Below are 13,962 nucleotides of genomic sequence, written 5' to 3'. Positions count from 1 at the left end.
CTAATCGTATTTATATTTCTGAAACCATCTATCGTTTATCAAGAAACCTAAGTGAATATTAAAGAAATTCTCTTTAACTAAATTATTATCTAATGTTCCTCTAACACCAAGTTCTGTAGCCAAGTTAATTTTATAAAAAGCAGATCGGGAAGAAACTAATGGGAAACCTAAACCAAAATTAACGCTTTTTACATCAATATCTCTGTTGTTGATAGCCACGTAACTTTTATTGTAATTAAATCCCATACGGTAATCCATCAATTTTAAATAGTTGGTTACAGCATTTGAGTTTGGAGTAATTTGCCCACCAACAGAAAAACCCCAAGTATTATTTAAAACATCTGTAGAGCCAGATTTTTTAAATTCGGACCAGTTAGCTAATCTTAAATCGGCACCTACTAACCATTTATTTACTCTTTCTATACTAAAGCCAAAATTATGGTTGGTAGGTATGATTAAATTTCCTTCTACTTCGTTTATAAAACTTGTAGAATCTGAAGTCAAGTCAGCACCATTAATGGTTTGGTATCTGGTAGATAATTGAGAAAATTTAGTGTTAAGCTGCGTTTTAGCTCCGCCAGTATAACCTATAGTTAGCTTAGTTTTATCATTTAAAGCTGTTATATACATTAAACCTAAATCAAAATTTAAGCCCCCTATAGCATTATTGTTTACCGTTCTAGAATTTAAAAAGCCTACATAATTTGTAAACTCAGTAGCTTTACTTTCTCTTAGGTTCCCAAAAAGATAGCTCATATTAATACCTACACTAAAATGTTTTCCAAGTCCTAAACCATAACCTAAATAAGCTTTGGTTAATCCGCCTTCGCCAGCATAAATTTGATCAACAGAAAAAGTATCAACTTTTTGACTAGAATTTTTAAACTCATATCCAAAATTACTGTAAGGCAATAAGCCAAAGCTTATAGCAGATTTTTTTGTTACAGGCACACCTATTGCAATATGACTTAATGTTGCATTAAAACTTTGTTCTTTTAAATCCCCTTTAGATAAAGTTTGTAAAGCTGTAGAAGCGCCAATATCAAAAACAGTTAATCTTAAAAAAGAGTAAGATGCTGGATTAGAAATATTAATATTTTGATAACCACCAACGGTACCAATTCCATACGCTAAGTTCCCCATTCCTTTGTTTTGAGGTAAATAGCTTCCTTTTATATTACCAACGCCAAATTTAGAGTAAGGAGAGTTGATGGTAGATTGTGCCATTGCATTGCAAACTATTGCACATAAGAATGTAAGTGCAAGGATAAATTTTCTATTTAAGATCATGCTGATAATTAACAACCGTATTTAAACCAATTAAAACTAAATTGGGTTCATGTAAAATTAAGTGGGCAAAGATGCTGTTTTTAAACTTCGAATCAAAAAACGCAGAATCTCCTCCACAAAGTATAATTTTAGCATCTGGTTTAGCAATTAAATATTGCTTTATAAAACCTTCTGCTTCATAAAATGTTCCGTTAATTACACCAGAACTCATTGCATCTTCTGTATTACCTCCAAAACTTTTTTTAAAACTACCTTCAAAATTTACCAAAGGGAGTTTTGAAGTAAAATGGTGCATGGCATTAAAACGCATATTTAAACCTGGCGATATGCTACCACCAAAGTATTCTGCGTTGTTATTTAAAGTGTCATAAGTAATGCAAGTACCCGCATCAATCACCAAAATATTTTGGTTAGGATATAAAAAATTAGCACCAATAACGCCTGCTAATCTATCCAAACCTAAGCTTTTTGGTGTTTCATATTTGTTTTTAATGGGAATTAAAGTTTCCCCGTTAAAAAGAATATAATTAACCTTCTTTTTTATTTCATCTTCATTAAAACCTAGTTCTTTCTTTACCGAAGAAACAATTAAGTTTTTTGTTTGATGCTTCTCAATGAGTTTAATAATAAATTCTGTTGTTAATTCATTTGTTTTTTGATTGTAAACTAATTTGTTAGCTTCAAAAACAGAAATTTTAACAAAAGTATTGCCGATATCAATTACCAAATTAGGCATTTACCCGTATTTATAAATTAGATTCAAATTTGACCAAAGCACCTTGTTTAACAAAAATACCATCCATAAATTTTGCTGGGTATAGCATTTTACCCAAAACTCTTACGTTAATGGTACAATAACCAGTAATATTTATTTTAAACATATTTTGATTGCTAACCGCACTAATGTATCTAACTTTCATTTTACACCTAAATCTAAAATAAGATTATGCTAAACACAGCTTGGCTACAAAACTATCAAAATTTAATAGTTTAAGCACTTGTTATCTGTTAAAAAAAGTTAAACAAATGAGTTTAAACAAATTGGAAATAAATGATGAAACTTATGATAAATAAAAACATAGACTCATAAATCCATTTATTTTTAGCATTTACAAAATAGTAAGATATTGTTAACGCTACGGGTAGCGCACAAAGTAAAAAGTGATTTATTCTAAAATCTGTTTTTAAATAAAAAGAAACTATAGCCAAAAGAAATATAAACAAGCACAACTGGAATGATTTACGCACCAAGACAAAGCTTTTGAAAAAATTTTGACGCAAATGAAGCATCCCTAAAAGCACACAAATAATAATAGGAAAAAGTACTATATAATCTAAAACCTGTATGTTAATATATATAGGCAATTTTGCAGAAAGTGGTGCCCAAATCTCATAAAAATCCAACAATTTATTGTTCCAATAATAATACACCCCTAACAAAAAAACAAGGGTAATAAAGCCAGCCAAAGCACTTGCCCACTCTCGCCAATAAAAGGGTTTAAATACAAATAATGCTACCCATAATAAAACTAAAAATATAACAAATGGGAAGTAAAAAAGAGTACCAAAAGCAACTACCAAACCTAAATCAAACATGGCAGCAATAGAGTTATTGCTTTTATATTCTATTATAATTTTATTAAATATAAAAAGCAGAAAAAAGTTGCACAGCAGTGGTGGTGTAAAGGTTAAAAATGGTGTAAATATACTACAAGCTAAAATATAACATGCTGCCGGTAAAAAAGTAGATTTGTTTAATACACCATGCTTATTAACCATTTGGTTAAATAAAAGGGCTTGCAAAACAACTAATAATGCGGCTATAAGTATGTTTGCAATTGGATTTAAAAAACTATCTAAGTTAAAATTAATTAGCAATCTGTTAAAAAACTCTATAAAACCAGAGTTTACTGCCTCTGGTAAATTAACAAAAACGCCAATTCTTAACACTAATGTTAGTGCTATTAAAAAAAAAACATTAACGAAATTTAAATTTCTGAATTGAGTAATCATGCTTAATTATTGCAGACAGGCAATAATAAGCAATATCTATTAAATATAGTGTATTTAGCTTTTTTTGAAGGCATAGTTTTGCACCAATTGCTCAATAATTTTTGCAGTTTGGTCAGGAAAATCTACTACTATGTTTTGATCTTCTTTTATCCACTGGTTCAAAGAATTCACAAAGTTTTTGTCAATTCTTTTAATCACAGGCACTCCTAACTGTCTGGCGGCTTCTGCATTACACTCTTGCTCAAATTGATTTCTCATGGGTATAAGCAGCAGTTTTTTTCCTAAAAACAAAGCTTCTGCTGGGCCTTCAAAACCTCCACCAGTTAGCAAACCTTCACAGTTTTCTAAACTTCTGTTAAATGTTAAATTATCTATCGGCTTTACCAATACATTTGCATATTGATAGGGCGTTTTTTGATGTTTGCTAAAAACCTGCCATTTTACATCTGGTATGGCTTGTAAATATTTGAGTAAAATTTTATCATCAATGGCAGGTAGGTAAACCGTATAATAACCATGATTTTTTGGATCTAAGTTTCTAATTTCTTCCCTAATAACTGGCGTATGTATAAAACCATCATAAGCTTTAAAGTGAAAACCTATATGGTTTGATGTTGGTGCGTAATACTTTAAAATAGCCTCTGCGTATTTCTCGCTTTTTTTTGGTCTTGGCGTATTTGGCGACAGGAATGAAGCTTGGTGGCTTAATGAAACGCTTTTTACTTTTTTGAGTTTACAAGCCCAAGCAGTAATTGGTTCAAAATCGTTAATAATTAAATCGTAGTTTTCTAAAGGGATACTTTTTAAATCTTTCCAAAACTGTATTAAATTCATGGCTTTGAAAGTCTTCCAAAAATCTATCCCGCCTTTTTTTCCAAAAATATAGCTAAAACCATGAAACTTGTACTTTAAAGGTTGCGCTAAAGAAACATCAGCTTGTGTGCCGCTAACCAATAAATCTAAATCGCCATATTGTTGTAAAAGAGGTACAATTTCTCTTGCCCGGCTAATATGGCCATTTCCTGTTCCTTGTATGGCGTACAATATTTTCATTGCTATAAAACTAAGATACTTCTTGTTTAAATTTTTCAAAAAGTCCTTTTACATCTAACATGTTTTTTAAATTTTCAGTATCTAAAACATCATCTTCGTCTTTAAAACATAAAGACGCATCATATTTATAGATAGACCATTTATTTTCATTATACTCTAAAGCGGTTAGGCTTTCTACCCAATCTCCAGAATTTAGATAAGTCACTTTTCCTTTATTGTTAACAATCTCTCTTATTTCTGGGTGGTGTATATGGCCGCAAATTACAAAAGAATAACCTTTTTCAATAGCTAATTCGGCAGCTGTTTGCTCAAATTGATTGATAAATTTTACAGCTTCCTTTACACTGGCTTTAATTTTTTGAGAAAAAGAGTATTTCTTTTTACCCATTTTTAAAAGTGCCCAGTTGGTAATACTATTTATCATTATCAAGGTATCGTAACCAATAGCACCTAATTTTGCCAACCATTTTGAATGTTGCATGGTAACGTCAAACACATCGCCATGAAAAACCCAAGCTTTTTTACCATCTAAATTAAATATTAATTTATTTAATAACTTTAGGCCACCCATGTTAAAATCGGCAAACTTTCTTAGCATTTCATCATGGTTACCTGTTAAATAATATACAGGTACGCCATCACTAACAAATTTTAAAATACGCCTAATCACTTTTAGATGATCTTCGGGGAAATATGATTTACTAAACTGCCAAATATCAATAATATCGCCGTTAAGGATAAGCATTTTGGGTTTAATGCTTTTTAGATACATTAATAATTCTTTTGCGTGGCAACCATAAGTGCCTAAATGCACATCAGAAATTATTACAATATCTACTTCTCTTTTAGACATGTTTAATATTTTATCAAATGAAAAATTAATTTAAAGTCTCAATCTTCATCCTCCTCAATTTTCAAATCAAACGGACTAAGATAAAATGCAATAATTGATATCACACTGACGGATAGAAAAATACAGTTCAAAAATTCCATGATTAAAGTTTCTACAAAAATCAACTATTAGAATTACCTCATTATTAGTTTAATATTAAATAATCAATCAATAGTCTCCATTTATTTAACATTTACTTTACATAGCTTGGCTTTTTGCAAAGAGAGTCTTAGGTAAATTGTTTAATTTAATACCTTGCATAAAATTCCAACGCATGAAAAAACTGATTTTTATTTTACTAGCTTTTTTAAGCTTAAATACTTTTGCAAAAGAACCGCAAGAAACTTATGTTAAAATAACTACAAATTATGGTATAGTTTACTTAAAACTGTATAATGAAACCCCAAAGCACCGTGATAATTTTATAAAATTGATAAAAGAAAGAACATTGGATAGCACCTTGTTTCACAGGGTAATACAAGAGTTTATGATACAAGGAGGAGACCCTACTTCAAAAAAAGCCAATGCAACAGAACAGCTTGGAGGTGGAGATTTAGGTTATACCATACCCGCAGAATTTGTGCCTTCACTTTTCCATAAAAGAGGTGTTTTGGCTGCTGCCCGAGATAATAACCCCGAAAAAGCATCTTCAGGTTCACAATTTTATATTGTACAAGGCAAAATTTATACAGATGATGAATTAAATAGCGTTGAGCAAAATAGATTAAAAGGAGAAAAAATACCTGCAGCGCATAGAGAAGTTTATAAAACTATAGGCGGAGCGCCTTTTTTAGACCAAAGCTATACCGTTTTTGGGGAAGTTGTTAAAGGAATGCAAATGGTTGACAATATTGGCACTGTTAAAGTAGGTAGAAATGACAGGCCTTTAACAGATATTAAAATGATGGTAAGTTTGCTAGAGAAAAAAGAACTTAAACAACTTACAAAGGAGCTTAAAAAAGCTAAAGGATAACCCGATAGCTATTATTGAGAATCTTAAAAAAGAATTAAAAATAATGAAAATTATATCTTACAACGTTAACGGCATAAGAGCCGCAATTAATAAGGAATGGTTTGCATGGCTACAAGCTACTGATGCAGATATAGTTTGTTTACAGGAAATTAAAGCCACACCAGAGCAAATATTAGATATTGCAATTTTAGAACAGCTGGGCTACAAACACTATTGGTTTCCGGCACAAAAAAAAGGCTATAGCGGTACAGCAATAATTGCTAAAATTGAACCCGAACATGTTGAATATGGTTGTGGAATAGAAGAATATGACAGGGAGGGAAGAGTAATAAGAGCTGATTTTAAAGATTTTTCTGTAATAAGCGCATATTTTCCATCGGGTAGTAGTGGTGACGAAAGGCAAGCTTTTAAGTATAAATTTTTAGAAGACTTTGCAGATTACATTGCAAAACTTAAAGTGGATTACCCTAAATTGGTCATATCTGGTGATTATAATATTTGCCATAAAGCAATTGATATCCACAACCCAAAATCAAACGCAAATTCATCGGGTTTTTTACCCGAAGAAAGAGCTTGGATGGACAGTTTTATACATTTAGGTTTTGTAGATACTTTCAGACATTTTAACCCAGATCCGCACCATTATACTTGGTGGAGTTATAGAGCAGGCGCAAGAGGTAAGAATTTGGGTTGGCGTATAGATTATCACATGACTACTATTGAACTTTCTGAAAATTTAAAAAGGGCAGCAATTTTGCCAGAAGCCAAACACTCTGACCATTGTCCGATTTTATTAGAACTACAGTTTTAAACTATTAAATGAATTTATACGAAAACAAACGTAGGTGGAAATATTTATTGCTAATTGGCGCAATGGTAATTGCAGCAACATCTTTATGGTACACTAACTTTTTGGTTCAAGGTATTTCAAAATCTGAACGTACCCGAGCTGAGGTTTGGAGCCAAAGTTTCAAAAAAATGTTTGAAACAGATAACCAAGAAATGATGGATTATTTGTTTACCGTAAAAGACAGTTTAGTAGTACCTGCAATTGTAACAAATGAGCAAGATTCTATCCTTGTTTATACCGCTTTAGATAGCACTAAAACTTATTATAAATTAGATACAGATAAAAAATACGACCCAAGGTATTTTTTAAGGGAGTTAGCAAGCATGAAAGCTCAACACGAGCCTATTCCTTTAGAAATGAATGGTACAATTAACTATGTTTATTATAAGGATAGTTTTTTGTTAACCCAATTAAGGGTGTTTCCTTACATTCAACTCACTATCATTTCACTTTTTTTAATGATTGCCTACCTCATATTTAGCTCATCTAGGCGAAGGGAGCAAAACCAAGTTTGGGTAGGTTTGGCAAAAGAAACAGCACATCAATTGGGTACTCCAATATCTGCCTTAATGGCTTGGATAGAGTTGCTGAAAGACAAGTTTGATGCAGAAACTGATCCCCTAATTTTGCAAATGGAAAATGATGTAAAAAGGTTAGAAATTGTTGCAGATAGATTTTCTAAAATAGGATCGTTACCAATTTTAACCAGTCATTCTGTTTATGACACCATAAATGATTTTGTAGATTATTTTAGTGTACGTGTAAGCGACAAAATAACTTTTGAGGTTACTGGTGATCAAAACCAAGAAGCCTTACTTAATATCCCTCTTTTTGACTGGGTTATAGAAAATATATTAAAAAATGCAGTTAACGCAATTGAAGGGCCGGGAAAAATATCTGTAAATATTGTTGAAAATATAGTGAAAGAACAGATATTTGTAGATATTACAGATACAGGCAAAGGAATACCTCGGTCTAAATTCGTTACCATTTTTCAACCAGGGTTTACCACCAGAAAAAGAGGATGGGGATTAGGATTATCCCTTACCAAAAGAATAATAGAAAATTACCATAACGGACAAATATTCGTAAAAGAGTCTGAAATTGGAAAAGGAACAACATTTAGAATAATAATTAAAAGCAGTTTAAACTATGTACCAACCACTAGCTAACGAGTATGCACCGTTTTATGAAAACTATATCAAATTAGCTTCTGCGGGCAACCAGCCTATTTTAAGAAGATTAAAAAGTCAGTTAAATAATATTGATGATTTTTTGGCAGACATACCAGAAAAAAAATATGATTATGCTTATGCAGAAGGAAAATGGACAGTTAAAGAAGTGATTTCTCATTTAATTGATACCGAAAGAGTAATGACATATAGAGCTATGCGTATAGCCCGTAACGATCAAACTGATTTACCAGGTTATGACCAAGATGCAATTGTAGCCAATACCAACATTGATAAATATACTTACAGTGATTTGGTGGATGAATTGGTGATGCTGCGCCAAGCAAATTTATTTTTCTTTAAGTCTTTAACTGATGATGATATGAAGAAAAAAGGTAACGCAAACGGACAAACAGTTTCTGCTGGTGCTTTGCTTTTTATCATATATGGCCATATAGAGCATCATTTTAATATTTTAAAAGAACTTTATCTTAAGAAATAATGATTTGGTTTAAAGAGCCAAGTGTGGAAGAGCTAAATAGTCGCCACCCAAACCATATTGGTACTGTTTTAGGAATTGAATTTACAGAAATAGGGTCTGATTTTATTAAAGCAACTATGCCAGTTGATAAAAGAACGCACCAACCGTATGGTATTTTACATGGCGGTGCAAATGTAGTACTGGCAGAAACTTTAGGAAGCGTAGCGTCTAACTTAGTACTAAACCCCGAAAAAAACATGGGTGTAGGTCTAGAAATTAACGCTAATCATTTACGACCGGTTAAAGCAGGCTTTGTGACAGGGATTTGTACACCACTACATATTGGCGGTAAAACCCACATTTGGGATATTAAAATTTATAATGAAAAAGGAAAACTAAGTTGCATAAGTAGGTTAACGGTAGCAGTAGTACCAGCGGTTTTTTAAATTTTGGCTAATAATTTATTTGTGTTGCTTTTTGGCTGCATGGTGTTAAATTTTTTCAGATAGCTCACAGTTATCTACCAGATTTTCTATTTTTCGATTATAAATAATCAATAATATTTTCTCAATACAAACTGAACCACGCTCCTAATAATTTACATTAATTTTAAATCTAAATTTATAAATCAGCTATTGTATAAATGCAAAAAATAAAATATTTATATTTGCGTTGTTTCTAATACAAAATATTATCATTCTAATGGGTAATTTATTATTTCTAAACTTAGGTACGCAAGAAGTTGTTTTAATTATGTTTGCTGTGCTGTTGCTTTTTGGAGGAGAAAAACTTCCGGAATTGGCAAGAGGCTTGGGTAAAGGAATTAGAGAATTTAAAGATGCTTCTGATGGTGTAAAAAGAGAAATACACAGAAATATAAATGAGCTTACTGCAAACGAGGAATTGAAAAGAGAAGAAGAGATAGAGCGTTCTAAAAAAACAGAAGTAGTTGTTGAGGAAACAGCAAAAGAAAGAAAAGATTTTTAACAATTTAAAGTAAATAAAAAATGGGTTTAGGTGCTCCAGAAATTATCTTAATTGTATTGGCTTTACTACTTTTATTTGGCGGTAAAAAAATTCCGGAATTAATGAGAGGTATGGGTAAAGGTGTAAAAGAGTTTAAAGATGCCCAAAGTGGTGTTGATAAAACTGAAAAAACAGAAGAAAAGCAATAGAATATTAAAATTTCCTGAATTTTTTTGGGAATCTACTAACCTTGAACGTTCGAAATACTTAATTTCGGGAATTCAAGGTTTTGTTTTATAACATGGTTACAGAAAAAATTAAATCCTATTCCAATTTTACACCTCTTCAGGCAGATTTAAAGGCTGGAATTATTACTGTAAAAGACTTAGTTTCATACTATACAGCAAGAATTGTCAATCACACCCATCTTAATGCTTTTTTAGAAACTTTTGAAGCCGAGGCATTAGCTAGAGCAGAGGAGGTGCAAGAAAAAATTAATAATGGTACAGCTGGTAAATTAGCCGGGATGATTATTGGTTTAAAAGATAATATTTCTTTTAAAGGGCATAAAATGTCTGCTTCTTCTAAAATTTTAGAAGGTTATGAGGCTGTATATTCTGCAACAGTTGTAAATAGAATTTTAGCAGAAGATGCTATTATTATTGGACGCTTAAATTGCGATGAATTTGCAATGGGCGCTTCTAATGAAACCAGTTACTTTGGTCCGGTAAAAAATTTCGCGGATGAAACTAAGGTCTCCGGAGGTTCTTCTGGTGGTTCTGCGGTTGCTGTACAGGCCGATTTATGTTTTGCTTCCTTAGCTTCTGATACTGGTGGCTCTATAAGACAACCGGCTGCTTTTTGTGGAGTTGTGGGTTTAAAACCAACTTATTCCAGAGTTTCTAGGTATGGTGTTGTTGCTTACGCATCGTCTTTTGACCAAGTTGGGCCAATTACAAAATCTGTTGAAGATGCTGCTTTAATTTTAGAAGTAATTGCCGGTAATGATTGTCATGATGCTACTTCTTCTAATGTTGATGTACCAGCTTACTCTCAATTTATTGGTAAAGATGTATCAAAAAAGAAAATTGCATTTATAGAAGAAACTTTACATTCTGACGGGTTAGACCCAGAAATTAAGCAGAATGTAATGCAACAAATTGAAAAACTGAAAGCTGAAGGCCATACTGTTGAACCTGTTTCTTTTGAGTTTTTAGATTACGTTGTTGCCACCTATTATATTTTAACAACTGCAGAAGCTTCTTCAAACCTTGCCCGTTATGATGGCGTACATTATGGTTACAGAAGTCCGGCTTCTACAGATTTAATGAGTACTTACAAAAAATCAAGATCTGAAGGTTTTGGAGACGAGGTTAAACGTAGAATAATGCTGGGAACTTTTGTGTTAAGTGCCGGTTATTACGATGCTTACTACTCGAAAGCACAAAAAGCAAGGCGTTTAATTAAAGATAAAATGGATTCCATTTTAGAAGATTACGATTTTATTATTACTCCTACCACGCCAACTCCTGCTTTTAATATTGGCGAAGAAATTACAGACCCTATCGTAATGTATTTAGCAGATATTTTTACTGTTGGTGCATCTTTAGCCGGTTTACCCGCTATTTCTATACCATCTGGAAATAATAAGGCCGGTTTACCGTTGGGGATTCAGATAATTGGTCAAAGATTTAAAGAAGGAAATTTACTGGCTTTTTCAAAATGTATTGAAAAAATATAGTCGCTAATAAAAATTTAAAGAATGAGGATATTTGGATTAGGATTAAGTTTTTTATTATTTATTTGTGGATTAAGTAGCCAAGCTGCAAGTTTCATAAATGTTGATACTTTAACTTATACCTCTCTAAGTTTAAAAGAAGCAAGGGCAATTAAAAAATTGATAAGTACAGATACAACTTTTGTACCTGCCGAAATGAATTTGCAGTTAGAGATTTTTAAATACAACCCCAACCTTATTTACAAATACCGACTAGATTCTATTAAAACTGCCATAAATTTAGATTACAACCCTTACGTACAAACTTATATCGATGTTTTTTTAACCAAGCGTAAAGCCGAAATGGGGCGTATGGTTGACTTAGGGAAATATTATTTCCCGGTTTTTGAAAAAGCCTTAAATACTTACAATATTCCGCTAGAATTTAAGTATTTACCTATTATAGAATCCTCTATGGATCCAATGGCGGTTTCAAGGGTTGGCGCAACTGGTATGTGGCAGTTTATGTACACTACTGGTAAAGTTTACGGTTTAACTATTGATAATTATGTTGATGAACGCCGGGATCCAACAGAAGCTAGTTATGCTGCTGCAAGATATTTAAGAGACGCTTATGATGAATTAGGCGATTGGCTTTTGGCCCTTGCTTCATACAATTGTGGCAAAGGAAATGTTACAAGAGCCATCGCAAAAGCAAATGGTTCTAGAAATTTTTGGGATATATATGGTTATTTACCATCAGAAACAAGAAATTATGTGCCAGCTTTTATTGCAGCTGTCTACATGATGAATTATTACCCAAGATACCCAGAAATTAAAGTTAGTGATGAAGAAGCTATAAAAACAGACTCCGTATATATTAACAAGTTTATTGCCTTTAATAAAATAGCTGAAGTTTTAAACCTTAACGAAACTGACATTACCAGTTTAAACCCTGTTTACAAGAAAAATTTAGTTAACGGAACTTTAGAAAATCCTAAGAGATTAATAATTCCCAAATTGAGCTATAAAGATTATGCAAAGTTTTTTGAAGCATTAAATGCTGATGAAGACGTATTGTTAAAAGTTTTGCCAGCCAGTGCACCTGTAAACCCTAATCTTAAAATAAGTAACACACATACTGTTGCTAAAGGAGAAACTTTAAATGCAATTGCCAACAAATACAAAGTTGAGGTGCAGGATATTAAAGTTTGGAATAACTTAGATTCATACTCCATTGCAATTGGGCAAAAATTGGTGATTAAAAAAGAGTTTGTTCAAAAAACAGAACAAAAAAAACCAGCTTACCTTACGTATAAAGTAAAAGCTGGTGATACACTTTCTGATATTGCAGAACGTTTTGAAAACGTAACTATCAATAATATTAAAGCCCTAAATAATTTAAAGTCAAGCATTTTAACAATAGGGATGATTTTAAAAATTACTGCTCCTTAGCAACTGGATTAGCTATTTTTTCGCTAACTACTTGTCGTTTTTCGCCTAAATCAATTTTCATTTCTGATAATTTTTCGCCGCCTTTAATGCCAAAATCTAAAGTTCTTATTGGGAATGGGATCATAATATCAGATTTATCAAAAGCGGTTTTGATAGCCATAACAGCATTACTTCTTGCAGCCAAGTAAACCTTCTGCTCTGGGCTGTTTAGCCAAATCCTCAAAGCAAAATTAATGGAACTATCACCAAATTCTTCGTAAAAAAATTCAACTTCTTTATGGGTATCTCTTTCAGGTATAGTTTTAACAGATTCAAGAGTAATTTGCTTTACTCGCTCTAAATCATCCCCGTAAGAAACACCAACTTTTAAATCCATACGCCTAATTCCGCTTGATGTAAAGTTTTCAATTGCATTTTGAAAAACGGTTTTGTTTGGGATAAGTAACCTTTGTCCTTCCAGAGTAATGAGGGTGGTGTCTCTTAAATTTACAGATTCAATTCTTCCTCTATACTCTCCAAGTTTCACCAAATCGCCAACGTTAAAAGGGCGCCTAAAAGACATAAAAATTCCCGACATAAAGTTTGCAGCAATATCTTGAAAAGCAAATGCTAAGGCCAAACCCAAAATACCAGCACCAGCCAAAGCTGTTGTTACCGCTTTATCTAAATTTAAGATATCTAAAGCTGTAAATAACGCTACTCCTAAAGTAAGTATATATACAAATGAAGCAAAAAGACTATTAATAGTTTCTAAATGCGAAACCTTTCTAATCATTTTTAAAGAAAAAGACTTCACTACTTTTGCAAGAAAAAAACCCAGAACCACAACAATTGTTGCAATTACCAAGTTTGGCAATAATTTTATAAATTCTTCAAACCATTTGGTTAGCTTTCCAACCAATAAATCGTACGCTTTTCCTACATCCATTTTTAAATACACATCATTTATTTCTTACAAATCAATAATGTTGCCAATAAACCCGGATTAAGCAATAGAAATTTGCTACAACAAAATTCTAATCAAATCTATTTCTATACTCGTTTTTCTAACATTACAATAGAATAGCTATTCTTTCAATTAGAAAAACTCCGTGTCTCAT

At 32.1% G+C, this 13,962-nt stretch carries 16 protein-coding genes; 9 read left to right on the top strand and 7 right to left on the bottom strand.

Annotation, left to right across the window (positions count from 1 at the left end):
• The 6 genes from ACFSSE_RS06720 to ACFSSE_RS06695 all read right to left on the bottom strand — a co-directional run bounded on the left by ACFSSE_RS06720 (position 1) and on the right by ACFSSE_RS06695 (position 5,209).
• Entirely contained in the window at positions 1 to 1,290 is a 1,290-nt protein-coding gene (locus ACFSSE_RS06720) for a hypothetical protein (protein ID WP_379042854.1), read from the bottom strand.
• Positions 1,277 to 2,026: a type III pantothenate kinase gene (locus tag ACFSSE_RS06715; protein WP_379042851.1), complete on the bottom strand. Its 750-nt coding sequence runs from the start codon at positions 2,024 to 2,026 to the stop codon at positions 1,277 to 1,279. The genes ACFSSE_RS06720 and ACFSSE_RS06715 overlap by 14 nt, the downstream gene beginning before the upstream one ends.
• 10 nt (positions 2,027 to 2,036) lie before the next feature.
• Positions 2,037 to 2,210 carry a hypothetical protein gene (locus ACFSSE_RS06710; RefSeq protein WP_379042848.1) on the bottom strand — a complete coding sequence of 58 codons (174 nt, stop codon included), beginning with the start codon at positions 2,208 to 2,210 and terminating at the stop codon, positions 2,037 to 2,039.
• Positions 2,211 to 2,322: 112 nt separating this feature from the next.
• Positions 2,323 to 3,303, bottom strand: coding sequence for a DUF6427 family protein (locus ACFSSE_RS06705; RefSeq protein WP_379042845.1), 981 nt, complete (start codon positions 3,301 to 3,303; stop codon positions 2,323 to 2,325).
• A gap of 54 nt (positions 3,304 to 3,357) precedes the next feature.
• A complete protein-coding gene (locus ACFSSE_RS06700) occupies positions 3,358 to 4,356 on the bottom strand; it encodes a glycosyltransferase family protein (RefSeq protein WP_379042842.1) in 999 nt (332 codons plus the stop codon).
• A 10-nt stretch (positions 4,357 to 4,366) separates the two neighbouring features.
• On the bottom strand, positions 4,367 to 5,209 hold the full coding sequence (locus ACFSSE_RS06695) for a UDP-2,3-diacylglucosamine diphosphatase (RefSeq protein WP_379042839.1): 843 nt from the start codon (positions 5,207 to 5,209) through the stop codon (positions 4,367 to 4,369).
• 313 nt (positions 5,210 to 5,522) lie between these two features.
• Between ACFSSE_RS06695 and ACFSSE_RS06690 the strand changes: the two genes are divergently transcribed.
• The 9 genes from ACFSSE_RS06690 (at position 5,523) to ACFSSE_RS06650 (ending at position 12,862) form a co-directional block, all read left to right on the top strand.
• Positions 5,523 to 6,221, top strand: a complete 699-nt coding sequence (locus ACFSSE_RS06690) for a peptidylprolyl isomerase (protein ID WP_379042836.1) — start codon at positions 5,523 to 5,525, stop codon at positions 6,219 to 6,221.
• A 43-nt stretch (positions 6,222 to 6,264) separates the two neighbouring features.
• Positions 6,265 to 7,032, top strand: coding sequence for an exodeoxyribonuclease III (locus ACFSSE_RS06685; RefSeq protein ID WP_379042833.1), 768 nt, complete (start codon positions 6,265 to 6,267; stop codon positions 7,030 to 7,032).
• Positions 7,033 to 7,040: 8 nt separating this feature from the next.
• Positions 7,041 to 8,243, top strand: a complete 1,203-nt coding sequence (locus ACFSSE_RS06680; RefSeq protein ID WP_379042830.1) for a sensor histidine kinase — start codon at positions 7,041 to 7,043, stop codon at positions 8,241 to 8,243.
• Positions 8,224 to 8,745 (top strand): DinB family protein, encoded by a 522-nt coding sequence (locus ACFSSE_RS06675; protein ID WP_379042827.1) that lies wholly within the window; start codon positions 8,224 to 8,226, stop codon positions 8,743 to 8,745. The genes ACFSSE_RS06680 and ACFSSE_RS06675 overlap by 20 nt, the downstream gene beginning before the upstream one ends.
• Positions 8,745 to 9,170 carry a hotdog fold thioesterase gene (locus tag ACFSSE_RS06670; RefSeq protein WP_379042824.1) on the top strand — a complete coding sequence of 142 codons (426 nt, stop codon included), beginning with the start codon at positions 8,745 to 8,747 and terminating at the stop codon, positions 9,168 to 9,170. The genes ACFSSE_RS06675 and ACFSSE_RS06670 overlap by 1 nt, the downstream gene beginning before the upstream one ends.
• A 256-nt stretch (positions 9,171 to 9,426) precedes the next feature.
• Entirely contained in the window at positions 9,427 to 9,711 is a 285-nt protein-coding gene (locus ACFSSE_RS06665) for a Sec-independent protein translocase subunit TatA/TatB (RefSeq protein ID WP_379042821.1), read from the top strand.
• 20 nt (positions 9,712 to 9,731) lie between these two features.
• On the top strand, positions 9,732 to 9,899 hold the full coding sequence (locus ACFSSE_RS06660; RefSeq protein ID WP_379042818.1) for a Sec-independent protein translocase subunit TatA/TatB: 168 nt from the start codon (positions 9,732 to 9,734) through the stop codon (positions 9,897 to 9,899).
• Positions 9,900 to 9,991: 92 nt separating this feature from the next.
• A complete protein-coding gene (gene gatA / locus ACFSSE_RS06655; protein ID WP_379042815.1) occupies positions 9,992 to 11,431 on the top strand; it encodes an Asp-tRNA(Asn)/Glu-tRNA(Gln) amidotransferase subunit GatA in 1,440 nt (479 codons plus the stop codon).
• A gap of 21 nt (positions 11,432 to 11,452) precedes the next feature.
• Positions 11,453 to 12,862, top strand: coding sequence for a lytic transglycosylase domain-containing protein (locus ACFSSE_RS06650; protein ID WP_379042812.1), 1,410 nt, complete (start codon positions 11,453 to 11,455; stop codon positions 12,860 to 12,862).
• Here the strand turns inward: ACFSSE_RS06650 and ACFSSE_RS06645 are convergent.
• Entirely contained in the window at positions 12,849 to 13,790 is a 942-nt protein-coding gene (locus tag ACFSSE_RS06645) for a mechanosensitive ion channel family protein (protein ID WP_379042809.1), read from the bottom strand. The genes ACFSSE_RS06650 and ACFSSE_RS06645 overlap by 14 nt on opposite strands.
• Positions 13,791 to 13,962: the final 172 nt, after the last annotated feature.

Origin of the sequence: Pedobacter alpinus (genome assembly GCF_042684645.1) — a bacterium.
Taxonomy (GTDB): domain Bacteria; phylum Bacteroidota; class Bacteroidia; order Sphingobacteriales; family Sphingobacteriaceae; genus Pseudopedobacter; species Pseudopedobacter alpinus.
This window is presented reverse-complemented; position numbering and strand designations above follow the sequence as displayed.

Coding starts and splice junctions, on each gene's coding strand:
- ACFSSE_RS06720 (WP_379042854.1), bottom strand. CDS start 1,290: ATGATCTTAAATAGAAAATTTATCCTTGCACTTACATTCTTATGTGCA.
- ACFSSE_RS06715 (WP_379042851.1), bottom strand. CDS start 2,026: ATGCCTAATTTGGTAATTGATATCGGCAATACTTTTGTTAAAATTTCT.
- ACFSSE_RS06710 (WP_379042848.1), bottom strand. CDS start 2,210: ATGAAAGTTAGATACATTAGTGCGGTTAGCAATCAAAATATGTTTAAA.
- ACFSSE_RS06705 (WP_379042845.1), bottom strand. CDS start 3,303: ATGATTACTCAATTCAGAAATTTAAATTTCGTTAATGTTTTTTTTTTA.
- ACFSSE_RS06700 (WP_379042842.1), bottom strand. CDS start 4,356: ATGAAAATATTGTACGCCATACAAGGAACAGGAAATGGCCATATTAGC.
- ACFSSE_RS06695 (WP_379042839.1), bottom strand. CDS start 5,209: ATGTCTAAAAGAGAAGTAGATATTGTAATAATTTCTGATGTGCATTTA.
- ACFSSE_RS06690 (WP_379042836.1), top strand. CDS start 5,523: ATGAAAAAACTGATTTTTATTTTACTAGCTTTTTTAAGCTTAAATACT.
- ACFSSE_RS06685 (WP_379042833.1), top strand. CDS start 6,265: ATGAAAATTATATCTTACAACGTTAACGGCATAAGAGCCGCAATTAAT.
- ACFSSE_RS06680 (WP_379042830.1), top strand. CDS start 7,041: ATGAATTTATACGAAAACAAACGTAGGTGGAAATATTTATTGCTAATT.
- ACFSSE_RS06675 (WP_379042827.1), top strand. CDS start 8,224: ATGTACCAACCACTAGCTAACGAGTATGCACCGTTTTATGAAAACTAT.
- ACFSSE_RS06670 (WP_379042824.1), top strand. CDS start 8,745: ATGATTTGGTTTAAAGAGCCAAGTGTGGAAGAGCTAAATAGTCGCCAC.
- ACFSSE_RS06665 (WP_379042821.1), top strand. CDS start 9,427: ATGGGTAATTTATTATTTCTAAACTTAGGTACGCAAGAAGTTGTTTTA.
- ACFSSE_RS06660 (WP_379042818.1), top strand. CDS start 9,732: ATGGGTTTAGGTGCTCCAGAAATTATCTTAATTGTATTGGCTTTACTA.
- gatA (WP_379042815.1), top strand. CDS start 9,992: ATGGTTACAGAAAAAATTAAATCCTATTCCAATTTTACACCTCTTCAG.
- ACFSSE_RS06650 (WP_379042812.1), top strand. CDS start 11,453: ATGAGGATATTTGGATTAGGATTAAGTTTTTTATTATTTATTTGTGGA.
- ACFSSE_RS06645 (WP_379042809.1), bottom strand. CDS start 13,790: ATGGATGTAGGAAAAGCGTACGATTTATTGGTTGGAAAGCTAACCAAA.